Origin of the sequence: Xanthomonas sp. CFBP 7698, assembly GCF_003600855.1 — a bacterium.
Lineage (GTDB): Bacteria > Pseudomonadota > Gammaproteobacteria > Xanthomonadales > Xanthomonadaceae > Xanthomonas > Xanthomonas cannabis.
Genome location: NZ_PRDN01000002.1, coordinates 751815 through 777225, shown reverse-complemented (window position 1 = coordinate 777225; position 25411 = coordinate 751815). Strand labels below are relative to the sequence as shown.

General features: G+C 64.7%; 21 protein-coding genes and 8 tRNA genes. 20 read left to right on the top strand and 9 right to left on the bottom strand.

Annotated features, from left to right (window positions below; genetic code table 11):
* Positions 1-35 precede the first annotated feature (35 nt).
* The 3 genes from phoR to XnspCFBP7698_RS11275 form a co-directional block, all read right to left on the bottom strand.
* Positions 36-1364 (bottom strand): phosphate regulon sensor histidine kinase PhoR, encoded by a 1329-nt coding sequence (phoR, locus tag XnspCFBP7698_RS11285; RefSeq protein WP_166744006.1) that lies wholly within the window; start codon positions 1362-1364, stop codon positions 36-38.
* A 73-nt stretch (positions 1365-1437) separates the two neighbouring features.
* The gene (gene phoB / locus XnspCFBP7698_RS11280; protein WP_002806631.1) at positions 1438-2127 is read right to left on the bottom strand and encodes a phosphate regulon transcriptional regulator PhoB; all 690 of its coding nucleotides are present in this window, start codon (positions 2125-2127) and stop codon (positions 1438-1440) included.
* A 186-nt stretch (positions 2128-2313) separates the two neighbouring features.
* Positions 2314-3960, bottom strand: a complete 1647-nt coding sequence (locus tag XnspCFBP7698_RS11275; RefSeq protein ID WP_104581151.1) for a M48 family metalloprotease — start codon at positions 3958-3960, stop codon at positions 2314-2316.
* 149 nt (positions 3961-4109) lie between these two features.
* Here XnspCFBP7698_RS11275 and grxC point away from each other — a divergent pair, with 149 nt between their 5' ends.
* From grxC to XnspCFBP7698_RS11260, 3 genes are all read left to right on the top strand, one after another.
* Positions 4110-4418 carry a glutaredoxin 3 gene (grxC, locus tag XnspCFBP7698_RS11270; RefSeq protein ID WP_039412239.1) on the top strand — a complete coding sequence of 103 codons (309 nt, stop codon included), beginning with the start codon at positions 4110-4112 and terminating at the stop codon, positions 4416-4418.
* Positions 4415-4810: a carboxymuconolactone decarboxylase family protein gene (locus XnspCFBP7698_RS11265; protein WP_104581078.1), complete on the top strand. Its 396-nt coding sequence runs from the start codon at positions 4415-4417 to the stop codon at positions 4808-4810. Before grxC ends, XnspCFBP7698_RS11265 begins: the two co-directional genes overlap by 4 nt.
* A gap of 556 nt (positions 4811-5366) precedes the next feature.
* Entirely contained in the window at positions 5367-6374 is a 1008-nt protein-coding gene (locus tag XnspCFBP7698_RS11260) for an isocitrate dehydrogenase (RefSeq protein ID WP_010368534.1), read from the top strand.
* 140 nt (positions 6375-6514) lie between these two features.
* Here the strand turns inward: XnspCFBP7698_RS11260 and XnspCFBP7698_RS11255 are convergent, their stop codons facing one another.
* Positions 6515-7276, bottom strand: coding sequence for a Bax inhibitor-1/YccA family protein (locus tag XnspCFBP7698_RS11255; protein ID WP_104581079.1), 762 nt, complete (start codon positions 7274-7276; stop codon positions 6515-6517).
* Between the two features lie 151 nt (positions 7277-7427).
* Between XnspCFBP7698_RS11255 and XnspCFBP7698_RS11250 the strand changes: the two genes are divergently transcribed.
* From XnspCFBP7698_RS11250 to XnspCFBP7698_RS11235, 4 genes are all read left to right on the top strand, one after another.
* Positions 7428-7504: transfer RNA gene (locus tag XnspCFBP7698_RS11250), tRNA-Pro, on the top strand.
* 42 nt (positions 7505-7546) lie between these two features.
* A tRNA-Arg gene (locus XnspCFBP7698_RS11245) sits at positions 7547-7623 on the top strand.
* Positions 7624-7655: 32 nt separating this feature from the next.
* A tRNA-His gene (locus XnspCFBP7698_RS11240) sits at positions 7656-7732 on the top strand.
* Positions 7733-7826: 94 nt separating this feature from the next.
* Positions 7827-7902, top strand: a tRNA-Lys gene (locus tag XnspCFBP7698_RS11235).
* Between the two features lie 13 nt (positions 7903-7915).
* Here XnspCFBP7698_RS11235 and XnspCFBP7698_RS21555 read toward each other — a convergent pair.
* The 3 genes from XnspCFBP7698_RS21555 to XnspCFBP7698_RS11225 form a co-directional block, all read right to left on the bottom strand.
* Entirely contained in the window at positions 7916-8065 is a 150-nt protein-coding gene (locus XnspCFBP7698_RS21555) for a hypothetical protein (protein WP_158255459.1), read from the bottom strand.
* A gap of 98 nt (positions 8066-8163) precedes the next feature.
* A complete protein-coding gene (locus tag XnspCFBP7698_RS11230) occupies positions 8164-9426 on the bottom strand; it encodes a lipase family protein (RefSeq protein WP_104581080.1) in 1263 nt (420 codons plus the stop codon).
* 722 nt (positions 9427-10148) lie between these two features.
* Positions 10149-11417 (bottom strand): PAS domain-containing sensor histidine kinase, encoded by a 1269-nt coding sequence (locus tag XnspCFBP7698_RS11225; RefSeq protein ID WP_104581081.1) that lies wholly within the window; start codon positions 11415-11417, stop codon positions 10149-10151.
* Between the two features lie 271 nt (positions 11418-11688).
* Between XnspCFBP7698_RS11225 and XnspCFBP7698_RS11220 the strand changes: the two genes are divergently transcribed.
* The 10 genes from XnspCFBP7698_RS11220 (at position 11689) to XnspCFBP7698_RS11175 (ending at position 21106) form a co-directional block, all read left to right on the top strand.
* A tRNA-Leu gene (locus XnspCFBP7698_RS11220) sits at positions 11689-11773 on the top strand.
* 204 nt (positions 11774-11977) lie between these two features.
* Positions 11978-13270 carry a trigger factor gene (tig, locus tag XnspCFBP7698_RS11215; RefSeq protein WP_104581082.1) on the top strand — a complete coding sequence of 431 codons (1293 nt, stop codon included), beginning with the start codon at positions 11978-11980 and terminating at the stop codon, positions 13268-13270.
* Positions 13271-13362: 92 nt separating this feature from the next.
* Positions 13363-13989 (top strand): ATP-dependent Clp endopeptidase proteolytic subunit ClpP, encoded by a 627-nt coding sequence (gene clpP, locus XnspCFBP7698_RS11210; RefSeq protein WP_002806026.1) that lies wholly within the window; start codon positions 13363-13365, stop codon positions 13987-13989.
* Between the two features lie 125 nt (positions 13990-14114).
* On the top strand, positions 14115-15401 hold the full coding sequence (clpX, locus tag XnspCFBP7698_RS11205; RefSeq protein ID WP_011257881.1) for an ATP-dependent Clp protease ATP-binding subunit ClpX: 1287 nt from the start codon (positions 14115-14117) through the stop codon (positions 15399-15401).
* A gap of 143 nt (positions 15402-15544) precedes the next feature.
* Complete coding sequence (lon, locus tag XnspCFBP7698_RS11200; RefSeq protein WP_104581083.1) at positions 15545-18016, top strand: endopeptidase La; 2472 nt, start codon at positions 15545-15547, stop codon at positions 18014-18016.
* 214 nt (positions 18017-18230) lie between these two features.
* Entirely contained in the window at positions 18231-18503 is a 273-nt protein-coding gene (locus tag XnspCFBP7698_RS11195; protein WP_002806049.1) for an HU family DNA-binding protein, read from the top strand.
* An 11-nt stretch (positions 18504-18514) separates the two neighbouring features.
* Positions 18515-18589 (top strand) — tRNA-Val (locus XnspCFBP7698_RS11190).
* A 27-nt stretch (positions 18590-18616) separates the two neighbouring features.
* A tRNA-Asp gene (locus XnspCFBP7698_RS11185) sits at positions 18617-18693 on the top strand.
* Positions 18694-18786: 93 nt separating this feature from the next.
* Positions 18787-18863 (top strand) — tRNA-Asp (locus XnspCFBP7698_RS11180).
* A 272-nt stretch (positions 18864-19135) separates the two neighbouring features.
* Entirely contained in the window at positions 19136-21106 is a 1971-nt protein-coding gene (locus tag XnspCFBP7698_RS11175) for a peptidyl-prolyl cis-trans isomerase (protein ID WP_104581084.1), read from the top strand.
* A gap of 366 nt (positions 21107-21472) precedes the next feature.
* On the opposite strand, the gene XnspCFBP7698_RS11170 is transcribed toward XnspCFBP7698_RS11175, so the two are convergent.
* Together XnspCFBP7698_RS11170 and gloB are read right to left on the bottom strand one after the other, a co-directional pair.
* Positions 21473-22648: a lytic transglycosylase domain-containing protein gene (locus XnspCFBP7698_RS11170; protein WP_104581085.1), complete on the bottom strand. Its 1176-nt coding sequence runs from the start codon at positions 22646-22648 to the stop codon at positions 21473-21475.
* On the bottom strand, positions 22645-23412 hold the full coding sequence (gene gloB / locus XnspCFBP7698_RS11165; protein WP_104581086.1) for a hydroxyacylglutathione hydrolase: 768 nt from the start codon (positions 23410-23412) through the stop codon (positions 22645-22647). Before gloB ends, XnspCFBP7698_RS11170 begins: the two co-directional genes overlap by 4 nt.
* Before the next feature lie 12 nt (positions 23413-23424).
* On the opposite strand from gloB, the gene XnspCFBP7698_RS11160 reads away from it, so the two are divergent.
* Genes XnspCFBP7698_RS11160 through dnaQ form a run of 3 tightly spaced genes read left to right on the top strand, consistent with a single transcriptional unit; the run spans position 23425 to position 25307 of the window.
* Entirely contained in the window at positions 23425-24081 is a 657-nt protein-coding gene (locus tag XnspCFBP7698_RS11160) for a hypothetical protein (protein WP_104581087.1), read from the top strand.
* 30 nt (positions 24082-24111) lie between these two features.
* Positions 24112-24564, top strand: coding sequence for a ribonuclease HI (gene rnhA, locus XnspCFBP7698_RS11155; RefSeq protein ID WP_104581088.1), 453 nt, complete (start codon positions 24112-24114; stop codon positions 24562-24564).
* A gap of 8 nt (positions 24565-24572) precedes the next feature.
* Positions 24573-25307: a DNA polymerase III subunit epsilon gene (dnaQ, locus tag XnspCFBP7698_RS11150; RefSeq protein ID WP_104581089.1), complete on the top strand. Its 735-nt coding sequence runs from the start codon at positions 24573-24575 to the stop codon at positions 25305-25307.
* The last annotated feature ends 104 nt before the right edge of the window (positions 25308-25411 follow it).

Genomic DNA, 25411 nt, shown 5'->3' with positions numbered 1-25411 from the left:
CAGCGCGGCCGGTGGCGACAGTCGCTCCCTACATATCACGCCGAGCGTGACAGTGGCAGGGAGTGCTCGCGCTGCACGATGCGTGCAGCGACGAAATGACACGAGAATTCGCTGCCGCGTCCCACTTCGCTTTCGATCTCCAGGCGCGCCTGGTGCAGGCCCAAGATGTGCTTGACGATCGACAGCCCCAGCCCGGTGCCGCCACTCTCGCGCGAGCGGCTGCTGGACACGCGATAGAAGCGCTCGGTGATGCGCGGCAGATGCGAGGCGGGGATGCCGTAACCGGTATCGCGCACCGCCAGCGCCGCGCCGTCGCCTTCGCGCACGAAGCGGATAGTCACCGTGCCGCCGCCGGGCGTGTAGCGCACCGCGTTGGTCACCAGGTTGGAAAACGCGCTGTGCAGTTCCTTGTTGGAGCCGAGCAGATCCACCCCGGCCTCGTCGATCACTTCCACCGTGTGCCGGCCCTGGCTATGCGCCTCGGCCTCGCGGCGCAGGGTGGAGAGCATCGGCGCCATCGCCACGTGTTCTTCGCCGAGCTCTTCCTGCGATTCCAGTCGCGACAGGGTCAGCAGGTCTTCCACCAGCTGCGCCATGCGCTGCGATTGCTTGCGCATCTCCGCCAGCATCGGTCCGGAGTCCGGGAAGTCTTCCGGGTCGAGCATGTCCAGGTAGCCGTGCACCACCGTCAACGGCGTGCGCAGCTCGTGCGAGACATTGGCTACGAAATCGCGGCGCACCTGCTCCAGGCGCAGCAGCTTGCTGACATCGCGCGCCACCAGCAGCCAGTAGTCGTCCGAGTACGGGATCAGGCGCAGGTTCAAGCGCAGGTCCGGGTCCACGGGCGAGGGCGCATCCAGCATCGGCTCGGCATTGCGGCCGGCCGCCAGCCAATGTGCCAGCGGCAGCGGTTGCAGGCGTTCCACCACCGACACGCCCATGTCGCCGGGATGATGCAGCCCAAGCAGGCCGCCCGCGGCCTTGTTGAACCACTGCACGCGCTGGCTGTTGCGGTCCACCACCACCACTGCGTCCGGCAACGCCTGCGCGGCGGCGCGGTAGGTGCGCAGCATGTCGATCAGGCGACGCTTGCGCCCGCGCATTTCGGCCTGGCTGCGATACAGCAGCCGGTCCAGCTCGTTCCAGGCGCCGACGCCGGCGGCCGGTTCGGCACGCTGGCGTGCGGTGAGCCGGCGCAGCACCTGACGCAGCCGCCAGTAATGCCAGGCCAGGACGCCCAATGCAGTGAGCGTCAGCGCCATCCATACATGCCCGATCAGCAGGCCGGCCACGACGGCCGCGCCCAGCAACAGCGCAAGGGTGCCGAGCGTCTTGAGCCAGGCGGAACGGATATGTTGGGGCATGGAAGGCGTGATCACGATGCGTCAGGTGGGCAACCGCCCCGGCCAGAGTGCGGCCGGGCGGCTTGGCGGCACGTCAGGTCGCCGAAGAAAAACGATAGCCCGAGCCACGCACGGTCTGCACCATGTTCTCAAGGCCGAACGGCTCCAGCGTCTTGCGCAGGCGGCGGATGTGCACGTCGATGGTGCGCTCTTCCACATACACGCTGCCGCCCCAGACATGGTCCAGCAGCTGGGTGCGCGTGTATACGCGCTCGGGGTGGGTCATGAAGAAATGCAGCAAACGATATTCGGTCGGGCCGATCGGCACCGGCGCATCGCCGGCGAACACGCGGTGCGCGGCGCCATCGATGCGCAGCCGGCCCACGGCCACGCTGCCGTCCTCGTCGTCCTCGCGGGTGCGCCGCATCACCGCACGGATCCGTGCCAGCAGCTCGCGTGCCGAAAACGGCTTGACCACGTAATCGTCGACGCCGGCTTCCAGGCCGCCGACGCGGTCGTTCTCTTCGCCGCGCGCGGTGAGCATGATGATCGGAATCTCGCGGGTCAGCTGCTCCTTGCGCCAGCGGCGGGCAAGATCCAGGCCGCTGGTGCCGGGCAGCATCCAGTCCAGCAGGATCAGGTCGGGCACGCGGTCGGCGATGGCGGTCTGCGCCTCGCGGGCGTCGCCGGCGTGGATGGGCTCGAACTCGCCCTTGCGCAGCGCGAACGCCACCATGTCGCGGATCGCGGGTTCGTCATCGACGATCAGAATGCGTTTCTGCACGCGGGGCTTACCGTCTGGCTTTGGTGATCGCCAGTAGACTACGGTTTTGTGACTCTAATGTGACATGCCGGGCGCAGGCTGCAGCCAGACTGCGATTCTGTGAAGCGGGCTGGGCTGATAGTGCGGCGGCGGCATAGACGGTTGCAGGATGCGGCGGTCGGGCCGGCTCGTCGCACCCCGGCGACATCAGCGCGTGGACAGGTCCGGGTCGCGGATGCCCTGACGGCGCAGCTCCAGCACCGTTGGCGTGATCGCGGCGATGCGGGCATCTACGCGCGCCCGTGTCACATAGTCCAGGTCCTTCTTCTTCAGTGCTTCCAGCTGGATCAGCGCCTGCTCCGGGCGCCCATTCAAGTAAGCAGACTCGGCATAGGCTTCGCTGGCGCGCAGATGGTCGCCGGCCAGCTCGCAGGCACGCGCATAGGTCTGCTGCAGCAGCGGGTCCTCGCCACTGCGGTACAGCAACGGTTCCAGCACCTGCCGCGCGCGCTGGCCGGACTCCTTGCTGGCCTGCTCGTTGAGCGCGCCGGCATAGGTCAGTGCCACCGCGCGGTTGCTCGGCAGTTGCTTGAGCAGCGCATCGAAGCGCGCATTGGCCGCTTCGCGCTGCCCCACGCGCGCCTGCGCCTCGCTCAGGCCCAGCGCCAGCCACAGGTTGTCCGGGTGCGTCTCGAGCAGGCTGGTCAGCTCGGCCACCGGCTCGCTGGGCCGGCCGCCGCTGTTGCGCAGCCGCGCCAGCGCCAGCCCGTAGCGCTGCGCATCGCTCAGGCCCTGCTTGGCGCTGCGGCGCAGGTTTTCGTACTCGCGAATGGCTGCGTCCGGGGTGCTTGCACTGAGCACGCGCAGGCGTTCCTTGGCCCAGTCGAAACCCTGCTGGTCGCCGCCGCGGCTGAGCGCATCCACCGGCAGCCGCAGCGTATAGGGAAGCAGTGCGTTGCCGTTGCGACTCAGCGGCTCCGACAGGCTCGGGTCTGCCGGGTCCACGCGTTCCTGGCGCGTTCCGCCCGGCACCGAGGTGGTCAGCACCACGGTGTTCTTCTTCATCTGCTCGGCGCGTGCCTTGGCCTCGCTGATGCGGGTGGTGGTGACCGGGTGGGTCTGCAGGAAGTCCGGGGCGCTGTAGCCGCCCTCGTTGGCACGCATCGCCACCGACATGCGCTCGAAGAAGCCGGCCATCGCGTCCACGTCGTAGCCGCTGCGCACCAGCGTGCGGATGCCCAGTCGGTCGGCCTCGGATTCGTTGGAGCGGGTGTAGTCGATCTGGCGTTGCTGCATCAGCCCCATCGCACCGGTGATGGTGGCCATGGTGGCATCGCCCTTGGAGTTGCCGCCGGCCTGCTGCGCGGCGACCACCGCGGCCAGCATGCCGAGCAGGATCGGGATCTGGTCGCGCTGGGCCCGCTCCACCCCGCGCAGCACATGCTGCTGGGTGACGTGGGCGATTTCGTGCGACAGCACCGCCGCCACCTCGTCCTCGCGCTCGGCGGTCAGCACCAGCCCGGCGTTGACCGCGATATAGCCGCCCAGGGTGGCGAACGCATTGATCTGGCGATCGCGCAACATGAAAAACGTAAACGGCTGCTGCGGTTGATCACTGTTGGCGCCCAGCCGGGTGCCCATGGTCTGCAGCCAATCGCCGATCAGCGGGTCGTCCAGCACGTAGTCGTAATTGCGCAGCTCGGCCAGCATCATCTTGCCGTACTCGGCCTGACGCGCCGGGGTCAGCAGCTCGCCGGCCGAGGAACCGATATCGGGCAGGCGGCTTTCCTGCGCGGGTGCCACGCCCACGGCGACGGCCAGCGTAAGGGCGGTGGCGAGCGGAAGCAGGCGCAAGTGGAACTCCCAGGTGATGCGCGGAGCATGCGGGCAGCGCAGCGCAGCGGCGTGAATCGGCAATTAATCCACAGTGTTGCGGTGACGACATGGAAATTCCAGTCGCCCGCTACCATGTGTCAGACCTCAGACCAACCACGGAGTTTCCCGTGAGCCAAGACCATACCGTGCAGGACGCCGCCGGCGGCCCACATATCACCCTGTATTCCACCGCCATCTGCCCGTATTGCGTGGCCGCCAAGAACTTCCTCAAGAGCAAGGGCCAGACCTGGACCGAGGTGCGCATCGACCTGGACCCGGCCGAGCGCAACAAGATGGTCGCCCTGGCCAAGCGCACCAGCGTGCCGCAGATCTTCGTCGGCGACGTCCATGTGGGCGGCTACGACGACATGATGGCCCTGCATCGCGCCGGCAAGCTCGAGCCGCTGCTGGCCGGCAGCACGGGCGGGCAGGCATGAGTGGTTCCGACGACGGCAGCGCCGACCGCCTGCGCGAGTTCACCGAATTCCGCCAACGCATGAATCAGCGCATCCTGGCCGAGCCCAACCAGGTGGTGCGGCGTTTCTTTGCGCTGGATACCCAGACCTACCAGGCCGGTGCGCTGGACGTGAAAACCAAGGAGCTGCTCGGGCTGGTGGCCTCGATGGTGCTGCGCTGTGACGACTGCATCAGCTACCACGTCGCACAGTGCAAAGAGGCTGGCGTGAGCCGCGAAGAGTTCTTCGAAACCTTCTCGGTCGGGCTGGTGGTCGGCGGCTCCATCGTGATCCCGCATCTGCGCCGCGCAGTGGATTTCCTCGACCAGCTCGAAGGCGGCGCGCAGGCGCCGGTGCAGCACGCGCACGAGTGAGGGGCCGAGCCGGGCGGCTGCATGCCGCTCGGGATTGGCGACTGACGACCGGGAATTGGGAATTCGTCAAAGGTACGTCGCGCGCCGCTGTCAGGGCGGCGCGTTGCGTTTGGGTGCTCGGCCGCCCCACGTCGACAGCATGCGTGGCCAGCGTGCCCGCGGCGGCGTACGCATTGGTTGGGGTCCGCTGTGCTGTCGAAGTACCGCGCAGGGTGGTCGGGTGCTCGGGGCGGGCAGGGGTTTGGCGGCAGGTTGACGCGTTGATGTCGGGGTCTCGGTAGGCGACAGTCTTCGCACAGCGGCCGGCACCTGTGGTTTGCGTCGTCGCGCATGCGCCCGCCAGGCAGCCTGGCCTGGCAAGGGTCGGAGGCGTCCGCATCCGTCGGCCGCGCAGCGACTGCCGCGCCCTGCCTGCGCCGTGCCTGCCGCTCTTAGACCAAGGTCGGTTTGGGCGCCTTCACCGGCATCGGGCATAATTGCCCGTGAAACCTCCTTGCGCCGATCTGCCGGGTTCGACGGCTGGCGCTCCCCCCTTCAAGTTCGGAAACCCAACGATATGACGCAGACAATCACGGTCATCCGCGGCGACGGTATTGGCCCGGAGATCATGGATGCCACGCTGTTCGTGCTCGATGCGCTGCAAGCTGGCCTGACCTACGAGTACGCCGACGCTGGCCTGGTCGCGCTGGAAAAGCACGGCGATCTGCTGCCCGAGTCCACCCTGGCGTCGATCACCAAGAACAAGGTGGCGCTGAAAAGCCCGCTGACCACGCCGGTCGGCGAAGGTTTCAGCTCGATCAACGTCGCCATGCGTCGCAAGTTCGACCTGTACGCCAACGTGCGTCCTGCCAAGTCGTTCCCGAACACCAAGTCGCGTTTCGCCGATGGCGTGGACCTGATCACCGTCCGCGAGAACACCGAAGGCGCCTACCTGAGCGAAGGCCAGACCGTGTCCGAGGATGGCGAGACCGCGTTCTCCGGCACCCGGATCACCCGCAAGGGCTCCGAGCGCATCGTGCGCTACGCCTTCGACCTGGCGCGCGCCACCGGCCGCAAGAAGGTCACCGCGGTGCACAAGGCCAACATCATCAAGTCGACCTCGGGCCTGTTCCTGAAGGTGGCACGTGACGTGGCCGCGCAGTACCCGGAAATCGAATTCCAGGAAATGATCGTCGACAACACCTGCATGCAGCTGGTGATGCGTCCGGAGCAGTTCGACATCATCGTGACCACCAACCTGTTCGGCGACATCATCTCCGACCTGTGTGCCGGTCTGGTCGGCGGCCTGGGTCTGGCCCCGGGCGCCAACATCGGTCTGGACGCGGCGATTTTCGAAGCCGTGCACGGCTCGGCGCCGGATATTGCAGGGCAGGGCAAGGCCAACCCGTGCGCGTTGCTGCTGGGTGCCGCGCAGATGCTGGACCACATCGGTCAGCCGCAGAACGCCGAGCGCCTGCGCGAAGCCATCGTGGCCACCCTGGAAGCCAAGGACTCGCTGACCCCCGACCTGGGCGGCACCGGCAACACCATGGGCTTTGCCAAGGCCATCGCCAGCCGCCTCTGAGCGCACTGGCAACGCCGCACAAAAAAGAAAGGGCGCCCAGGGCGCCCTTTCTTTTGCTTGGAGATGTCTGAAGCCACTCCATGTCATCGATCGCAGGAAACGCTCTTGCGATTCCCCAATCCCGATTCCCGATTCCCGGCTTAGTTCCGCGACTGCAGCTTCGACAGCAAGCGCAGGAACTCGATGTACAGCCACACCAGCGTGACCATCAGGCCGAACGCGCCGTACCACTCCATGTACTTGGGTGCGCCCTGCTCGACACCGCTCTCGATGAAGTCGAAATCCAGCACCAGGTTCAGTGCCGCCACCACCACCACGAACAGGCTGAAGCCGATGCCGACCAGGCCCGAGTCGTGGATGAAGGGAATCCGCACGCCGAAAAAGCCCAGGACAATCGTCGCCAGATACACCAGCGCAATGCCGCCGGTAGCCGCCACCACGCCCAGCTTGAAGTTCTCGGTTGCCTTGATCATGCCGCTGCGGTACGCGAACAGCAGCGCGAACATGGTGCCGAAGGTCAGCAGGACCGCCTGGAATACGATGCCGTTGAAGCGTGCTTCGTACACGGCCGAGATCGACCCCAGGAAGAAACCTTCCACCAGTGCGTACAGCGGCGCGGTGATCGGTGCCCAGGTCGGCTTGAAGCTGGTCGCCAGCGCGAACACCAGTCCGCCGATCGCACCGGCAATCATGTAGATACGTGCGGCCGGCAGCGGGACGCCGTCGGCGCCAAGCGATTGCGACCACGCGAACGCGGCGGTGAGGACCGCCATCAGCAACAGCAGGCCGGTCTTGTTGACCGTGCCGTTGAGTGTCATCGCCTGACCATCGCGGGTGACCACCGAGCCGGAGCCGAGGTCGAGGAACGTGGATTCCCGGAGGGCCGGGTTACCGCTACGCATGCGTGTTCTCCATGAAAGTAGGTGCTCGCCGAGTTGGCGAGCGTTGTTGCGAGGATACCGGATCGTCCAATTTACACAGGGTGATTGACAGCGAGGCCAATCGTTCCCAAAATAGCCGACCTTTCCAGCCTTCGGGATTGAAAGGTCCCGCCGGGGTATAGCGCAGTCTGGTAGCGCGCCTGCTTTGGGAGCAGGATGTCGGGGGTTCGAATCCCTCTACCCCGACCATTCCGAGCTCCTGGCGGCGTGGGAATGCGAAGTTCGGTCCGGGCGCCCGTAGCTCAACCGGATAGAGCACCGGCCTTCTAAGCCGGTGGTTACAGGTTCGAGTCCTGTCGGGCGCGCCATCGGCGGTACGGTAGGAAGCAGGTTTTCAGTGGTGGCTGTAGCTCAGCTGGTTAGAGTACTGGATTGTGATTCCAGATGTCGGGGGTTCGAGTCCCCTCAGCCACCCCACTGAATGCCAAGCAAGTGCAGGAAAGTTTGACCCGATGCGTCGCGGGGTGTTGCAACGAAGCAAAAACGCAAATACAATGTGCGACCAGTTTCAGGGCCGTTAGCTCAGTTGGTAGAGCAGTTGACTCTTAATCAATAGGTCCAAGGTTCGAATCCTTGACGGCCCACCAGACAGGCAGCCACTCAGCGCAAGTTGAGTGGCTGTTTTTCTTTGCGCAGATGCTTGTCGCAGACGCAGGCAATCTTGGCCTGCGTGGCATCCGGCGCGTCATTGCTGTGTGCAATGACTGCCGGCGCGTCGGGCGCCAAATCAGTGGCGCCCGGCTTTTTCATCCTGGCAACGGCATCGTCGCTGTGCAGACGGCGGCAATGCGCTGCGCGCCGTCCTGGTGTTGCGTGCGTCCCGGGCCGCTGTGCGCAAGCGCCTGCGCTCAGCGTTGCTTGTCCAGCAACTGCTGGCGCACGGCGATCATGCAGCTTTCCTTGCTGGCCAGATGTGCCAGGGCATCGTTGTCGGCGGGATCGCCGCTGCCCACATCCACCACCGAGACCTGAGTGCTGCCGCGGCGCTTGAAGGCGTCGATGGCGGTGCTCGCGTTCTTCAGTGGCACGGTGGCGTCATTGGAGGAGCCGCAGAGCAATGTGCGCGTCCGTGGCGTCCAGTCCAGCAGATCGTTGCGCACCAGGTCCTGGCGGAACCGGTTGTTGGGGTTACGCAGGAAGTCCTTGTAGAAGCTCGGCTGGAAATAGCTGCCGACCTTGTCGATCGTCGGCAACAGTCCGCCGACGGCCAGATCGATCAGATCGTTCTTGCCCGGGAAAAGGCCTTCGACTTTTCCCGCCCACGGGTCCTGGAACACCTGTGACGGCGAGAGGTAGACATTCTGGTAGGCGTGCTGCATGCCGACCAGGGCGTAGGTCACCAGCACCAGGCCGAACGTGCTTTCGCCAACGGCATTGCGTCCGCTCCAGCTGTCCAGGAAGGTCTGGCTCAATGCATACGGGCCGGAAATCGGCGCGCTGGCGGCCAGCTTGAACTCGTTGGGATAGTGCGCCTCGATTTCGCGCTGGGTTGCCATGGCGGCGTGACCACCTTGCGAGTAGCCCGACAGCATCACCTTGCCCGACAGCGGGGTGTTCAGCCGTGCCAGGACCTGGCGGGCGGCGCGCATCGCATCGATGGTCGCGCTGGCTTCGCTGTCCGCGTGCAGGTAGGGGTGGAATGGATAGGTGGACTTGCCCAGGCCCAAATAATCGGTGCTGACCACCACGTATCCCCGGCCGGCCAGTCGGGTAACGATCGGGTCATCGCCCTTTGCGTCACGAATCTCCTTGGCCTGCTCTGCGGCACGTTGCGGTTCGGTGCCTGGGTCCCAGCTCAGCAACGGATAGGGGCCTGTGCAGCTGGCACCACCTGGCACGAGCAATACGCCAGACGCCGTGGTCGGTTCGCCCTTCACGCCGACCGTTGCATAGGTGAACTCGGCCACCCTGACATCGCATTTGGGCAGGTCGCTGGCCTTGTCGTTGGGCAGCAATGCAGCAAGCGCGGTGCGGGTATAGCTGGTGAGGAAGTTGCTGTTGAGCAGGGTGCCACGCGCAGGCGATGCCATCGCGATCACGGGCAGGAAGGCCAGCGCAGTTCCAATGGCGGTGAACAGACGTGATGCATTGCGATTTCGTTTGTTTCCCATGGCGGATGTCCTGATGTGCGACCGCAGGTGAATGCGGCTGCGTGGGGGAGTGGTGGGACGCTTCAAGGTGTCGGCTGCGACAGTGGTGGCATGGATCGCATGCAATCGGCGCTTTGTCAGCGGGGTGTGTGGATCGAGGCAAACGCGGTGCCCTGATCGGCAGTGACGGCGTTGCGACAGGTAATGGATGGGTGCTGGCGAGGCCCTGACTGTTCAGGAGGCCAGACTATGGGCCTGTGGATCAGGGCCGCATTCCGCAACAACGAAGCGCGCACTCCCGGCGCGAATGCGCGAGGTGTCACGCACGCCTTTGCCTCTATCGATTCATCGGATGTTGGGCGCGGCTGCCTGGGTGCAGGCCTGCATCAGTGCGCCAGCGGCAGCCGCTTTCCGGGTGCAAGGGCCAGTCGGGACGAGTCGGCGTCACCAGACGGTTCGATCGCCATCCAGGCTGCGCGGCAAGTGACTGGCAAGGCTGCATCCGTCACAAAGTGGCTGGATGACTCTCAGCGCGAGCGCATGTCATCGTTGCAGACGTCCCGCCGACTTCTTGAAGTACATCCGCATGGTGCCGACATGGCCGAGGTAGTGCCGACGGGCGGCAGTAATCGGCCTGTGGCATCGGTGATGCGGTGCGCCGCATTACGCAACGGTTTACACCGGTATCTCACTTGCTTGCGGCGCAATGCAGTGCGCCGGCTCCCGCACCCGCCGATCAGATGCTAAGCCTGATCCACGCGTGGAAACGCAAGCAGGAAGCGCGCGCCTTCACCCGGCGCCGAAATGACTTCGACAAAACCGCCTGCCTGCCGCACGGCGCTGTAGACCTGCGCCAGGCCCAGGCCGGCGCCGCGGTCTGCACCCTTGGTGGTGAAGTAGGCTTCGAACAGCCGTGACTGCACCTGTTGATCCATCCCATGGCCATTATCGGCGACGGCGATGGTGACGTAGGCCCCGGCGGGTTTGGTCAGGCTTGCGTCGGCCTCGGTCACGCGTGCGTAGCCCGTCTCGACACGGATGATGCCGCCGCTGTCGCAGGCATCGCGCGCATTGATGACCAGGTTCAAGATCGCGCGTTCCACCGTGTGTCGGTCGACCATCGCGCAGCATCCGCCCGCATCGCTGTGCAATTGCAGCTGCAGGTCCGCGCCGATCACCTGCTCCAGCAGCGGGTTGAGCTGTTCGGCCAGGGCGGCCAGGTCGACCACTTCGGGGCTGTACGGATATTGGCGCGAAAACCCGACCAGGCGCTGCGCCATGACCGAGCCGTGTTGAAGCGCCGCATCGGCGACGGCGAGCAGCTTGGCATCCTGTGCATCGATCTGCCCGCGTTGCACCACCAGATCGATCGCCGACGTGGCGGCCTGCAGCACGTTGTTCAAGTCGTGCACCACGCCGGCAAGCAATTGACCAACTGCCTCGCCTTTCTGCGCCTGCTCGGAAATCTTCTCCGCAGCGCCCTGCGCGGCACGCGCGATATCCAGGTCGCCTTCGGTGCGCTCGTGCAGGTCGCGCAAGGTATGCAGCTCGGTCGACAGCGAATGCTCGCGCGTGCGTGCCAGCATCAGCGCGCCGGTGGAGAATTCACGCTCTGCCTTCAGGGTGCGGTCCAGCGTGTGGAAGGCCGCCTCCAGTGCCCGGCGGTCAGAGATGTTCTTGCTGACCGCCAGGATGGCTTCGACGTCGCCGAACTCATCGAACAACGGGCTGGTGACCACCTGCCAGGTCTGCCGGACGCCAACGAAATTGACGCAGGTCGCCTCGAACTCGTGCACCGCGCCGTCGATCGATGCTGCCATTGCCGCATCCACCAGGTGCACGGACTCCGCCGGCCATAACTCGCGCCATGGGCGGGAGAGCAACTGGTCCTGGTGGCTGGCGCCAAGGACGGTCAAGCCGTTGACGTTGACTGCCGTGATCCGCCCGTCGAGGTCGATCTCTTTGATGCAGTCTCGCGACAGTGCCACGATCTGCCGATACCGATCTCTCATCGCGGCGGTTGTCTCTCTCGGCTGATTAACGGAATTTTCGCAAACATTGCCGTCGCCGTGCGCAAGAACACGGCATTGCTTCATCCTGCAGCAGGGCGCCACGCTGAACCATTCACCGGACTCTAGCGTACTGGTAGATGTCGGGAGCGCTGCGAAGAGGGAGCCAACGGCCGCCAGGTAAGGTCAGAAATGGCGCCAGACCGCCCTGGACAGGCAGCAGCGCTTTTTCTTTGCCAGCATCCCTGCAACAATGGCGGGCGCGTACAGCATTGCGAAAGTGGCGGAATTGGTAGACGCACCAGATTTAGGTTCTGACGCCGCAAGGCGTGGGGGTTCGAGTCCCCCCTTTCGCACCAGTGCAGCGCGGCCGTGAGTGTTCCGGCCGCCGACGCCCATGTAGACCACAGGTTTTTCTCGCCAGGCGTGCCATTGCACGCATCCCGCTGGCAGCGGCCGCCGTTATCGGCGAAACTACAAGGCTCGGCGGCTTTCTCGCCATCCGTCAACCCGCCTCTTCCATCTCGTGCCGACGCCGTGCGCTGTCGGTGGCAGGAGTCAACATGCAAGCATCGATCGAATCCACCGGCAATCTGGAACGCCGCCTGACCTTCACCCTGCCGCAGGAGCGCCTGGAGACGCATGTCGGTGGCCGGCTGCGCGAACTTGCGCGGACCACCCGCATCAAGGGCTTTCGTCCCGGCAAGGTGCCGACCAAGGTCATCGAGCAGCGCTTCGGTCAGCAGGTGCGTGCCGAAGCGATGGAAGGCCTGCTGCGGGAGACCTTCGATTCGGCCGTGCGCGAGCACTCGCTGCGTCTGGCCGGCAACCCGCGGATCGACCAGGGCGAGAGCGACTTCGATTTCGTCGCCACCTTCGAAGTGGTGCCGGATTTCGGCGACATCGACGTGAGCCAGCTGTCGGTGGTGCGTCATACCGCCGAAGTGACCGATGCCGACATCGACCAGATGATCGAAAACCTGCGCCTGCAGCGCCGCACCTGGAACCCGGTCGAGCGCGGCGCGCAGGTCGGCGACCTGGTGGCGCTGGAGACCTGGTCGCAGGCCGGCGACGAGCGTCTGCCCGCCGAAGGCGTGGAGACCGGCAGCAGCGTGCTGGGCTCGGGCGTGATGTTCGACCAGATCGAAAAGGGCCTGGAAGGTCTGACCAAGGGTGAAGACAAGACCCTGACCATCGATTTCCCCGCCGAGTGGCGCGTGCCGCAGCTGGCCGGCAAGACCGTGCAGGTGCACGTCAAGGCGGTCGAGGTGTCCGAGCCGGTGCTGCCGGTAGTGGACAAGGAGTTCATCAAGAGCTTCGGCGTGAAGAGTGGCGATGCCGAGCAGTTCCGCGCCGACATCCGCACCAACCTGGAGCGCGAGCTTAAGGGCGCGCTGATGAACCGCCTGCGTCGCGAAGTCGGCGAGCAGCTGATTGCCGCCTATGCGCACGTCGAAATGCCGCCGCGTCTGGTCGAGAACGAAGCGCGTTCGATGCTGGCCCAGCAGGTTGAGCAGGTCCGTCGCAGCGGCCGCGATCCGGGCCAGGTGCCGGACGACGCGCATCAGGGCTTCATGGACGCGGCCGCCAAGCGCGTGCTGGTCGGTCTGCTGGTGGGCGAGGTGGCCCGTCGCAATGAACTGCGTCTGGAATCCAAGCGCGTCAGCGAAACGCTGCGTCTGATCGCCTCGACCTACGAAGAGCCCGAACAGGTCATTGAGATGTACCGCAACGACCCCCAGTTGATGGGTGGGCTGCAGAGCCGTGTGATGGAAGAGCAGGTGATCGACTGGATCGCCGAGCGCGCCCAGCACACCGAGCAGCCGCTGTCGTTCCAGGACGCCATTCGGGTCTGAGGCGGTAGCAAGAGAACCGCGCCCTGCCGTCGTCAGGGTGCGGATATCGAACACGGGCGTCGGCACAGGCCGCTGCCACAACAGGAAGACCGATGAGCATTGTGACCAAAGCCCTGAACCTGGTGCCCATGGTGGTCGAGCAGACCAGCCGTGGCGAGCGTGCGTACGACATCTACTCGCGTCTGCTGAAGGAGCGTCTGATCTTCCTGGTCGGTCCCATCGACGACCATATGGCCAACGTCATCGTGGCCCAGCTGCTGTTCCTGGAAGCGGACAACCCGGAAAAGGACATCAGCATCTACATCAATTCGCCCGGCGGCGTGGTCACGGCCGGCATGGCGATCTACGACACCATGCAGTACATCAAGCCGGACGTGAGCACCATCTGCGTCGGTCAGGCGGCCTCGATGGGCGCGCTGCTGCTGGCATCGGGTGCGGCCGGCAAGCGTTACGCGCTGCCGAATTCGCGCGTGATGATCCATCAGCCGCTGGGTGGTTTCCAGGGCCAGGCGACCGACATCGACATCCACGCCCGCGAAATCCTGACCCTGCGCTCGCGCCTGAACGAGATCCTGGCCAAGCACACCGGCCAGTCGCTGGAAACCATCGCGCGCGACACCGAGCGCGACAACTTCAAGAGTGCGGTCGACGCGCAGGCCTATGGTCTGGTCGATCAGGTGCTCGAGCGTCGTCCGGAAGAGTCGATCCAGCCGTCTTGATCGCCAGGTCGCTGAAATTGCAGGAAAAACCGGCAGGGTCGGGTGGGGCGAATGTCCTCCCGACCCTGTGCTATTCTCGAAATCGAACCCCCGTACATCGGGTGGGGTAACTGGGTAACAGAAGCATGAGCGAAGACCGCCAAGGTCGTTCCGGCGACAGCAACAAGATTCTCTACTGCTCGTTCTGCGGTAAGAGTCAGCATGAAGTCCGTAAGCTGATTGCCGGTCCCAGCGTGTTCATCTGCGATGAGTGCGTTGAGCTGTGCAACGACATCATCCGCGAGGAACTCGAAGAGAAGGCGCAGTCGGCACGTTCCAGCCTGCCCAAGCCGCGCGAGATTCTCGAGGTTCTCGATCAATACGTGATCGGGCAGTTGCGCGCCAAGCGCACGCTCGCGGTGGCGGTGTACAACCACTACAAGCGCATCGAGAGCCGCAGCAAGAACGACGACGTCGAGCTGGCGAAGTCCAACATCCTGCTGGTCGGTCCGACCGGGTCGGGCAAGACGCTGCTGGCCGAGACGCTGGCACGCCTGCTCAATGTGCCGTTCACGATCGCCGATGCCACCACGCTGACCGAGGCCGGCTATGTCGGCGAGGACGTGGAAAACATCATCCAGAAGCTGCTGCAGAAGTGCGACTACGACGTCGAGAAGGCGCAGCAGGGCATCGTCTATATCGACGAAATCGACAAGATCTCGCGCAAGAGCGAGAACCCGTCGATCACCCGTGACGTGTCCGGCGAAGGCGTGCAGCAGGCCCTGCTGAAGCTGATCGAAGGCACGGTTGCCTCGGTGCCGCCGCAGGGTGGCCGCAAGCATCCGCAGCAGGAATTCCTGCAGGTCGACACCAAGAACATCCTGTTCATTTGCGGCGGCGCGTTCGCCGGCCTGGACAAGGTGATTCAGCAGCGTTCCAACGACGCCGGCGGCATCGGCTTTGGTGCCAAGGTCAAGAGCAGCGAGCGCAAGCAGGAAGTCGGCAAGATCCTGGCAGAGGTCGAGCCGGAAGATCTGATCAAGTTCGGTCTAATCCCCGAGTTCGTCGGCCGCCTGCCGGTGGTCGCCACGCTTGAAGAGCTGGACGAGCCGGCGCTGATCAAGATCCTGACCGAGCCGAAGAACGCCATCACCAAGCAGTTCAAGAAGCTGTTCGACATGGAAGGCGTGGAACTGGAGTTCCGCGCGGATGCCTTGTCCGCGATCGCCAAGAAGGCGCTCAAGCGCAAGACCGGTGCCCGTGGCCTGCGCACCATCGTCGAATCGGTCCTGCTGGACACGATGTACGAGCTGCCCTCGCAGGAAAACGTCAGCAAGGTGGTGGTGGACGAGTCGGTGATCGAGCACAAATCCGAGCCGTATCTGATCTACCAGGCGCAACCGGCCCCGGCCAAGGCCGCATCCGGCGACTAAGCCCTGCGGCCGCGTTGCCCGGGCCTGGCCCCGCTCGCGGCTAAAGGCTTTCCGAGCGCTACTTGCAACACCTCGCCGATGGCCCCATAACGGGGCCATCGGCTTTTTTGTGCCTTTAAACCCCCATTCCTGCGGAGCGCCCCATGGCCCAGTCCCAATCAGAAGTTCTCGATCTGCCGGTGTTGCCGCTGCGCGACGTGGTGGTGTTTCCGCACATGGTGATCCCGCTGTTCGTCGGCCGTGACAAGTCGATGCGCGCGCTGGAAAAAGCCATGGAAGCGGACAAGCGCATCCTGCTGGTAGCGCAGAAGTCGGCCGAAACCGACGACCCGGCGGCCGGCGATCTGTATACCGTCGGCACCCTGGCGCAGGTGTTGCAGCTGCTCAAATTGCCCGACGGCACCATCAAGGTGCTGGTCGAAGGCCTGTCGCGCGTCACTGTCGACAAGGTCGTCGAGCAGGACGGCGCACTGCAGGGCCAAGGCACCGAGGTCGAAGCCAGCGATGCCCGTGAGCCGCGCGAGGTGGAAGCGATTGCGCGCTCGCTGATGTCGCTGTTCGAGCAGTACGTCAAGACCAACCGCAAGCTGCCGCCGGAACTGCTGCAGACCCTGGCCGGCATCGACGAGCCGGGGCGCCTGGCCGACACCATTGCCGCGCATATCGGTGTGCGCCTGGCCGACAAGCAGCGCCTGCTGGAGATCACCGATATCGGTGAGCGCCTGGAGCTGCTGGTTGGCCTGGTGGACGGCGAAATCGACGTGCAGCAGTTGGAGAAGCGCATCCGCGGCCGCGTCAAGTCGCAGATGGAAAAGAGCCAGCGCGAGTACTACCTCAATGAACAGATGAAGGCGATCCAGAAGGAACTGGGCGACCTAGACGACGCGCCGGGTGAGCTGGAAGAGCTTGCCCGCAAGATCGCCGAGGCAGGCATGCCCAAGCCGGTCGAGACCAAGGCCAAGGCCGAGCTCAACAAGCTCAAGCAGATGTCGCCCATGTCCGCCGAAGCGGCGGTGGTGCGCAACTACCTGGACTGGCTGCTGGGCGTGCCGTGGAAGAAGCGTACTAAAGTGCGCAAGGACCTCAAGGTCGCCGAAGACACGCTGGACGCCGACCATTACGGCCTGGACAAGGTCAAGGAGCGCATCCTTGAATACCTGGCTGTGCAGTCGCGCGTGAAGCAGATGAAGGGACCGATCCTGTGCCTGGTCGGGCCGCCGGGTGTGGGCAAGACCTCGCTCGGCCAATCGATCGCCAAGGCGACCAACCGCAAGTTCGTGCGCATGAGCCTGGGCGGCATCCGCGACGAGGCCGAGATCCGCGGCCACCGCCGGACCTATGTTGGCTCGATGCCGGGCCGTTTGGTGCAGAACCTCAACAAGGTCGGCAGCAAGAACCCGCTGTTCCTGCTGGACGAGATCGACAAGATGTCGATGGACTTCCGTGGCGATCCGTCGTCGGCATTGCTGGAAGTGCTGGATCCGGAGCAGAACAACTCCTTTAACGACCATTATCTGGAAGTGGATCTGGATCTGTCGGAGGTGATGTTCGTCGCCACCTCCAACTCGCTGAATATCCCGGGCCCGCTGCTGGACCGCATGGAAGTGATCCGCATCCCCGGCTACACCGAGGATGAAAAGCTCAATATCGCCATGCGGTATCTGGTGCCCAAGCAGATCAAGGCCAACGGTTTGAAGCCGGAAGAGATCGAGATCGGTGGCGATGCGATCCAGGATGTCGTGCGCTATTACACGCGTGAGTCGGGCGTGCGTAACCTTGAGCGGGAAATCGCCAAGATCTGCCGCAAGGTGGTCAAGGAAATCGCGCTGGCCGGCCCGCAGCCGGCGGGCAAGAAAGCCGTGGCCAAGAAGGGCAAGCCAAAGGCGCTGGTAACGGTTAGTTCGAAGAATCTCGACAAGTATCTGGGTGTGCGTCGTTTCGACTTCGGTCGCGCCGAAGAAGAAAACGAGATCGGCCTGGTGACCGGTCTGGCATGGACCGAAGTCGGCGGCGAGTTGCTGCAGGTCGAATCCACGCTGGTGCCGGGCAAGGGCAACCTGATCCTCACCGGTCAGCTTGGCAACGTCATGAAGGAATCGGCATCGGCTGCGTTGTCGGTGGTACGTTCGCGCGCCGAGCGGCTGGGCATCGACGTGGATTTCCTGCAGAAGCAGGACGTGCACGTGCACGTGCCCGACGGTGCCACCCCCAAGGATGGCCCGAGCGCGGGCATTGCGATGGTGACTTCGCTGGTGTCGATCCTGACCAAGGTGCCGATCCGTGCCGATGTGGCGATGACCGGCGAGATCACCCTGCGTGGCCGCGTCTCGGCGATCGGCGGGTTGAAGGAGAAGTTGCTGGCGGCATTGCGCGGCGGTATCCGCACCGTGTTGATCCCGGACGAGAACCGCAAGGATCTTGCCGACATCCCGGCCAACGTCACCCGCGATCTCAAAATCGTGCCGGTGAAGTGGATCGACGAAGTGCTGGACCTGGCGTTGGAGCGCCCGCTGGCACCGAAGAAGGCCGGCAAGGAAAAGGCGCGCAAGACCGCATCGCGCGTTGCCGTCCGCGGTAAGTCGCGCACCACTCCCGGCACGCGCGTCAAGCACTAACGCGCGCTGTCTAGGACATCCCGAAACAAGCCAAAACCCGCGTCGTTATTGGGTTTTGGCTTGCGTGCTGTTGGGGGCGCTGGTATAAATGCACGACTCGTGGGCGCGGCAAAATGTGATGCGTCACGCGATACCACTTGTGTCGGGTTCTTCGCTAACGGCAAGAGCGCCGATTGTCGATTCCGCGGCATCTGCCGCAAAGGGAGTTTCAAGAATGAATAAAACCGAATTGATCGATGGCGTTGCCGCTGCCGCTGACATCTCCAAGGCTGAAGCTGGCCGTGCTGTCGACGCGGTTGTGAGCGAAATCACCAAGGCGCTGAAGAAGGGCGACGCCGTCACCCTCGTTGGCTTCGGCACCTTCCAGGTCCGCGAGCGCGCTGAGCGTACCGGCCGCAATCCGAAGACGGGCGACAGCATCAAGATCGCCGCTTCGAAGAATCCTGCATTCAAGGCTGGCAAAGCCCTGAAGGATGCAGTAAACTAATCGACTCGCTAGGGTGCTTAGCTCAGCGGTAGAGCGTCTCCCTTACACGGAGAGGGTCGGGGGTTCGAAACCCTCAGCACCCACCACTAAGCACCAGGCAAAGTTTCAAGCGCGGAGCGGTAGTTCAGCTGGTTAGAATGCTGGCCTGTCACGCCGGAGGTCGCGGGTTCGAGTCCCGTCCGCTCCGCCAGTTACACCGAAGCCCCTGAGCGATTGGGGGCTTCGTTTTCTCCACAACATTCGCGCTGCGAATGCGGTGGGGGAAGATGTCCAAGTTTAAAGCGGAGCGGTAGTTCAGCTGGTTAGAATGCTGGCCTGTCACGCCGGAGGTCGCGGGTTCGAGTCCCGTCCGCTCCGCCAGTTATACCCAAGCCCTCGGCCTTGTGCCGGGGGCTTTTTTTATGGTGTCTGTCTCGCAGTGGGTTTGGCGGTTGCAGCGCTGCAGACAAATGGCCTGGGCATGGCGGAGCGGGTGCCATGTCTGTCCTTCTCTCCACCACGTCCAAGGCGCCACGGCTTCTGCGCCGGGATCCAGTTTATGCATCGCCGCGCTGCGGCAGCGGGCGTCGGGCTGGGTGCTTGGCGTCAGGCGGGTTACACTGCGCGGCTCGCCCACAGGCCGTGATTTGCCAATGCTGCAGAAACTTCGCGACAAGACGTCAGGCTGGATCGCTACCGCCATCCTGGGGTTGCTGATGATTCCGTTCCTGTTCGTCATCGACAACAGCTACCTGGGCGGCATTGGCGCCAACAACGTGGCCAAGGTGCAGGCGCCACCGACGTGGTGGAAATCGGCACCGTCATGGTGGCCGGTCTCGCTGCTGTGGCAGCACCATGAAATCAGCACGCAGGATTTCCGTGCACGCTTCGAGCAGGCGCGCATGCAGCAACGTCAGCGCCAGGGCGAGAATTTCGACCCGCGCACGTTCGAATCCCGCGAGAACAAGCTGCAGGTGCTCGACCAATTGGTCGACGAACAAGTGGTGCGTCTGGGCGCGGAAGATGCCGGCATCGTGATCGGCGATGCGACGGTGCGCGACTACATCACCAACATCCAGGCGTTCCAGGTCGACGGCAAGTTCAGCCCTGACCAGTATCGCGCTGCGCTGGCACAGGGCACGCCGCCGCGCACGCCTGCGCAGTTCGACGCGCTGGTACGCGACAGCCTGCAGCAGTCGGTGATCCCGCAGGCCGTGGCCGAATCGGGGTTTGCAACCAAGGCCGAGTTCGAGCGCCTGCTCAAGCTGATGGGTGAGACGCGCGATGTGGAGTTGGCAATGCTGCCGGCGCCGGCGGCCGATACCGCACCCGTCAGCGATGCGCAGGTCAAGCAGTGGTACGACACGCATGCGCAAGACTTCCGTCAGCCCGAGACGGTGACCATCGAATATGTCGAGCTCAATGCCGCCACGATGCCGCCTGCCACGGCAGCCGACGAGGCGACGTTGCGCAAGCGCTACGAGGAAGAGAAGGCGCGCTTCGTCGAGCCGGATCAGCGTCTGGCGTCGCATATCCTGATCAGTGCCGGCAGCGATGCTGCCGCGCAAAAGGCGGCCGAGGCGAAGGCGGCAAAGCTTGCAGCGGAAGCCAAGCAGCCAGGCGCCGATTTTGCGGCACTGGCCAAGGCCAACTCGCAGGACCCCGGTTCCAAGGCTGCCGGTGGCGACCTGGGTTGGGTCGAAAAGGGCACCATGGTCAAGCCATTCGAAGACGCACTGTTTTCGATGAAGGCGGGCGACGTGGTCGGGCCGGTCAAGAGCGAATTCGGTTACCACGTCATCCAGTTGCGTGAGGTCAAGGGTGGCCAGGGCAAGTCGTTCGAGCAGGTGCGTGACCAGCTGGCCGCCGAGCAGCTCAAGGCAGACGCCGACAAGGCATTTGCGGACGTGAGCGGCAAGCTGGTGGATCAGGTCTACAAGAACCCCACCGCGCTGGAGCCTGCGGCCAAGCAGGTCGGCCTGCCGGTGCAGACGCTGGGCCCGTTCTCGCGGACCACGGCCAGCGGCATTGCCGCCAACCCGGCGGTGCTGCGTTCGGCGTTCTCCGAAACGCTGGTGCAGGACGGCACGGTGAGCGACCCGATCACCATCGCGCCCAACCACAGCGTGGTGCTGCGTGTAACCAATCACACCGCCGAACAGGCGTTGCCGTTGGACAAGGTACGCGACAAGGTGATTGCCGCGGTCCACACCGATCGCACTGAAAAGGCGGCTGCTGCTGCGGCCGATGCGCTGCTGGCGCGCGTGCAGAAGGGCGAGACCCTGCAGGCACTGGCTGCAAGTGAGAAGCTGCAGGTGCAGCCGATCCCGGGGTTGCCGCGTACCGCGCCGATTCCGACGCCGGCTGCAAACCGCGCAATCTTCAGTGCCCCGCGTCCGACTGCAGGCAAGCCGTCGGCAGGGAAGGTGGAGCTCGATGGCGGTCGTTTCGCGGTCTTCGTCATCAGCAAGGCGACGCCGGGCGACCTCAAGCAGATGCCGGCCGAACAGCAGACGATGCTGCGCGAGCAGCTGAGCCAGATCGATGGCAACAATGCCGCCCAGGCCTATGTCAAAGAAATGCGCAAGCGGTACAAGATCCAGATCGAAGAAGCGCAGCTGTAAGGTCGCGCTTCCGAATGGTGTCAGGAACGAGCCCGGGTAACCGGGCTTTTTCTTTGCCTGTCACTGTGCTGTGCGAACAGTCCGAGGGTGCGGTGGTGTGCTCGCCTGTGCCAGCGCTTGGCGCATGCAGGGGCCCGCTGCCTGGATTCGGAAAGACGCTTCCAGGCAAGGCCGTTCAGTGGCAATGGCGCGCATGGCCCGCGCTCGGGCGGCGTTGCAAGCTATCCAGTGCAGGATTGCCGGCACGAGCGGCCGGCCGGGTCGTTACGCACTGCGCGTAGTGTCGTGCTTCTGCAAGAGCGTAATGGCTATGGCGGTTGGGGAGTTCGGCACCCGGAACGGTGGGGGCGCCCGACCGGTGCGCCCTCAGGGTGCGTCGTTGAACGACAGCACCATGCCCGGCTTCAGTACCGCGCGCTTGTCCAGACCATTGCTGGCAAGCAGGGTGGCCACGGTGATGCCGTAGCGGCGGGCAATGGCCCAGGCAGATTCGCCGTTGCGAACCGTGTGGGTCCGGGCGGGCGCGCTGGACGCCTTGGCTATCGCAGCACTGGTGGTGGCAGCGGCGCCGTTATCCGTTGCCATCATCGGAGTCGTCGAGGCGACGACGGCACCGCTGGATCCGGGTTGCGCGGGCGCTGCCGGAGCCAGGACATGGACGCCCCTGGGGGCCGCGCGCGCTCCTGCCACCGCAGGGTTCAGGCGAGCCAGCAACTGCGGCTCGATGGCACGTTGCCCTGCCCAGGTGTTGAGGCTGGTACCGGCGGGGAGTGCGTGCTCGGTCAATACCGGCACCTGGCGGTCCAGCGAGGTCAGTAACGTGCCCTGTTGTTGCGCGTGGTCCAGGACACAGGCCAGCGCATGCAGTTTTTCGACGTAGTCGTAGGTGACCTTGGACATGCCGGGCAGTTGCGACGGGCTGGCATTCTGGGCATTCACCCCGGCGCTGCGCATCGCCTGCAGCACGCGGTACTCGCCGGCGTTGTACGCCATCAGCGCCAGTCGCCAGTCGCCACCGAACATGCCGTACAAGGTCTTGAGATAGCGCACCGCCGCAGTGGTGGAATCCACCGCCGACAAGCGGCCATCGTATTGCGCGCCGACCGGTACATGGTGGTTACGTGCAGTGGTGGCGACAAACTGCCATAGGCCCGCAGGGCCGCTGCCGTTACGTGCACCGGGGCGATAACCGCTCTCGACGAAAGGAATCAGCGCGAATTCCGTCGGCATGTCGGCGGCGCGCAGTTCATCGACGACATAACCGAACAGCGGCAGGACATCCTGTGCATCGTCGGCCAGGCGGGCCGGGGCGCGTGAGAAGTGCTGCTCCCAGCGCGTGTCACTGTGTTCGCTGTCGCAGCCGGGATCGGCGCGGCCGTCCAGGAATGCCGAAAAGATCTCCCGCCCGTTACGCATGCTGGGGGCGGTGGGCGATGCGGTGGGGCCGTCTGTGGGTTTCAGGCGGGCTGCGTCGTTGGACGAGGCCGCCGCCGGTGCAGTGGCCGCAAACGCGGCCAGCACTGCCAACACCAACCGCCTCATGCGCGAAATTCGTCTTTCCAGCGCCGAAGTTCGGCGAATACATCTACTTCGGAGGATACCGCTGCAGTCACGCGCAGTGTGACTGCGGCGCGGATCTCGGGGCGGTTGGTGCGTAAAAACGGATTGGTGGCCAGTTCACTCTTGAGCGAAATCGGCAGGGTAGGACGGGCTGCATGACGCATGGCCTGGGCTTCCTGTTGACGGCGCTGCAAGGCAGCGTTGGTGGGATCGACATGCAGCGCAAAGGCCGCGTTAGCCAGGGTGTATTCGTGGCCACAACACACAAGCGTATCGCCGGGCAGGGAGGCCAGGCGCTGCAACGAGTCGAACATCTGAGGAGCGGTACCTTCGAACATCCGCCCACAGCCTAGGCTGAACAGGGTATCACCGCTGAACAGGTGGGTGTCCGTTGCAAACGCGATGTGGGTGCGGGTGTGGCCGGGAACCTCCAGCACCTCGAATGCCGTCCCCAGTAGCGCCAGGCGCTCGCCCTGACCAACCCGATGCGCGTTGCCGGGAATGCGCTCGTCGTCAGGCCCGAACACCTCCAGGTCCGGCCAGCGCTGCTGAAGCGTGGCCACGCCGCCGACATGATCGGCGTGATGGTGGGTCAACAGGATGGCCGTGGGTACCACGCCATCGTGCTGTGCGGCGGCGATGACCGGCTCGGCCTGACCGGGGTCGACAATGATGGCGCGGCCATCCGCGGCGACCAGCGCCCAGATGTAATTGTCATCGAATGCGGGCAGGGCGATCAGTCGCATAGAATTGGGACCATGCCTGCCCCGCCATTCTCCCGTCAAGCTGGTGTCTCATCCTGGTTTGATACGGGGGCAGGACGCGGCCTGCTCCAGTCCGAGCGTCGCCTGGCACTGGAGGCGCTGCAGACGCGTCCCTCCCAGCCGTGGTTGTGGCTGACGCCGACCAGGGATCTGCCACCACGCGAGTCGCTGGATGGGCGCGGGCTGCGCCTGTTCCGCAGTGCGGGGCGGTTCGCCGGCGATGCCCGCTGCGCCATGCCGTTCCCGCTGCCAACCGAAAGCCTGCAGGCCATCGTGGTGCAACATGCCGTGGTCGGCGGTGCGGCGGATTTCCTGAGCGAGTGCGAGCGGCTGTTGATGCCGGGTGGCCGGCTGTGGCTGTTTACGCTCAACCCGCTGAGCCCTTACCGGTTTCATTGGGCGCGCCGCGGCCCGGTGGCCTTGCGGCCGGATCGCTGGCGGCTGCTGGCGCAGCGCGCCGGCCTGCAATGCGTGGAAACAGAGCGCTACCTGGGGCCGATCTGGCGTGTCGGGCGCGGCTCCTCCGATCCTGGCCGCGCTCCGTGGCGCGCGGTGTATTTACTTGAAGTGGAAAAGCGCGCCTCGGCACCGATCGCGCCCACACCGATTGCGCTGCCGTCGCGTTGGCCGCAACCGGTGGCCACGATCTGACCTTCGCCTCATTGCAACTCTTGGAAACTGATGAAATCAATTGAAGTGCATACCGATGGCTCCTGCCTCGGCAACCCCGGGCCGGGTGGCTGGGCAGCGCTGCTGCGTTACAACGGCCGCGAAAAGGAACTGGCCGGCGGCGAAGCGGTGTCCACCAACAATCGGATGGAGCTGATGGCGGCGATCATGGCCCTGGAAACGTTGACCGAGCCGTGCCAGATCGTGCTGCATACCGATTCGCAATACGTGCGCCAGGGCATTACCGAATGGATGTCCGGCTGGGTGCGCCGCGGATGGAAAACTGCCGGCGGCGATCCGGTCAAGAACCGCGAGTTGTGGGAGCGGCTGCACGCGGCAACCCAGCGCCATCGCATCGATTGGCGCTGGGTGAAGGGGCACAATGGCGATCCGGACAACGAGCGCGTCGACGTGCTCGCCCGCAACCAGGCCATCGCCCAGCGCAGTGGCGCTGCAACTGCGTAAGAGGATTCATGCGTCAGATCATTCTCGATACAGAAACCACCGGCCTGGAATGGCGCAAGGGCAACCGCGTCGTCGAAATCGGTGCAGTGGAGCTGCTGGAGCGACGGCCCAGCGGCAACAATTTCCATCGCTATCTGAAGCCGGATTGCGACTTCGAGCCCGGGGCACAGGAAGTGACCGGGCTGACCCTGGAATTCCTGGCCGACAAGCCGCTCTTCAGCGACGTGGTGGAGGAGTTTCTCGCCTACATCGACGGTGCGGAGCTGGTCATCCACAACGCCGCATTCGACCTGGGCTTTCTGGATAACGAGCTCTCGCTGCTGGGCAGCGGTTATGGCCGCATCACCGATCGCGCCAGCGTGACCGATACCTTGATGATGGCGCGCGAGCGTTACCCGGGGCAGCGCAACTCACTGGATGCCTTGTGCAAGCGCCTGGGCGTGGACAACTCGCATCGCCAGCTGCACGGCGCCCTGCTCGATGCGCAGATCCTGGCCGATGTCTACATCGCGCTGACCTCCGGGCAGGAAGAGATCGGCTTTGCCAGCGCCGATGCCGGCCAACGCTCCGAGGACGGCAGCGGCATGATCACCTTCGACCCGGCCTTGTTGTTGCCGCGGCCGCGGGTCGTGGTCACCGCGTCGGAAACGCAGGCGCACGAAGCGCGCCTGGCGCAGTTGCGCAAGAAAGCCGGTCGTGCACTGTGGGATGCGCCGGTTGAGGAGGTTGCTGCGGCAGGCTAGGACGGCTGCGCCGGGGGCGTCTGCCGTCACGCGCTCGCGGCATACGCCATGGTGGGCCTGTGCCGGGTGCAGCACGGCGCTGTGTTAGGCGATCAGCGCCGACG

What these genes read in the sequence shown, in the direction of transcription:
- phoR (WP_166744006.1), bottom strand. Translation starts at nt 1,364, where the DNA reads ATGCCCCAACATATCCGTTCCGCCTGGCTCAAGACGCTCGGCACCCTT.
- XnspCFBP7698_RS11265 (WP_104581078.1), top strand. Translation starts at nt 4,415, where the DNA reads ATGAGTGGTTCCGACGACGGCAGCGCCGACCGCCTGCGCGAGTTCACC.
- XnspCFBP7698_RS11260 (WP_010368534.1), top strand. Translation starts at nt 5,367, where the DNA reads ATGACGCAGACAATCACGGTCATCCGCGGCGACGGTATTGGCCCGGAG.
- XnspCFBP7698_RS11255 (WP_104581079.1), bottom strand. Translation starts at nt 7,276, where the DNA reads ATGCGTAGCGGTAACCCGGCCCTCCGGGAATCCACGTTCCTCGACCTC.
- XnspCFBP7698_RS21555 (WP_158255459.1), bottom strand. Translation starts at nt 8,065, where the DNA reads ATGAAAAAGCCGGGCGCCACTGATTTGGCGCCCGACGCGCCGGCAGTC.
- XnspCFBP7698_RS11230 (WP_104581080.1), bottom strand. Translation starts at nt 9,426, where the DNA reads ATGGGAAACAAACGAAATCGCAATGCATCACGTCTGTTCACCGCCATT.
- XnspCFBP7698_RS11225 (WP_104581081.1), bottom strand. Translation starts at nt 11,417, where the DNA reads ATGAGAGATCGGTATCGGCAGATCGTGGCACTGTCGCGAGACTGCATC.
- tig (WP_104581082.1), top strand. Translation starts at nt 11,978, where the DNA reads ATGCAAGCATCGATCGAATCCACCGGCAATCTGGAACGCCGCCTGACC.
- clpP (WP_002806026.1), top strand. Translation starts at nt 13,363, where the DNA reads ATGAGCATTGTGACCAAAGCCCTGAACCTGGTGCCCATGGTGGTCGAG.
- clpX (WP_011257881.1), top strand. Translation starts at nt 14,115, where the DNA reads ATGAGCGAAGACCGCCAAGGTCGTTCCGGCGACAGCAACAAGATTCTC.
- lon (WP_104581083.1), top strand. Translation starts at nt 15,545, where the DNA reads ATGGCCCAGTCCCAATCAGAAGTTCTCGATCTGCCGGTGTTGCCGCTG.
- XnspCFBP7698_RS11195 (WP_002806049.1), top strand. Translation starts at nt 18,231, where the DNA reads ATGAATAAAACCGAATTGATCGATGGCGTTGCCGCTGCCGCTGACATC.
- XnspCFBP7698_RS11175 (WP_104581084.1), top strand. Translation starts at nt 19,136, where the DNA reads ATGCTGCAGAAACTTCGCGACAAGACGTCAGGCTGGATCGCTACCGCC.
- XnspCFBP7698_RS11170 (WP_104581085.1), bottom strand. Translation starts at nt 22,648, where the DNA reads ATGAGGCGGTTGGTGTTGGCAGTGCTGGCCGCGTTTGCGGCCACTGCA.
- gloB (WP_104581086.1), bottom strand. Translation starts at nt 23,412, where the DNA reads ATGCGACTGATCGCCCTGCCCGCATTCGATGACAATTACATCTGGGCG.
- XnspCFBP7698_RS11160 (WP_104581087.1), top strand. Translation starts at nt 23,425, where the DNA reads ATGCCTGCCCCGCCATTCTCCCGTCAAGCTGGTGTCTCATCCTGGTTT.
- rnhA (WP_104581088.1), top strand. Translation starts at nt 24,112, where the DNA reads ATGAAATCAATTGAAGTGCATACCGATGGCTCCTGCCTCGGCAACCCC.
- dnaQ (WP_104581089.1), top strand. Translation starts at nt 24,573, where the DNA reads ATGCGTCAGATCATTCTCGATACAGAAACCACCGGCCTGGAATGGCGC.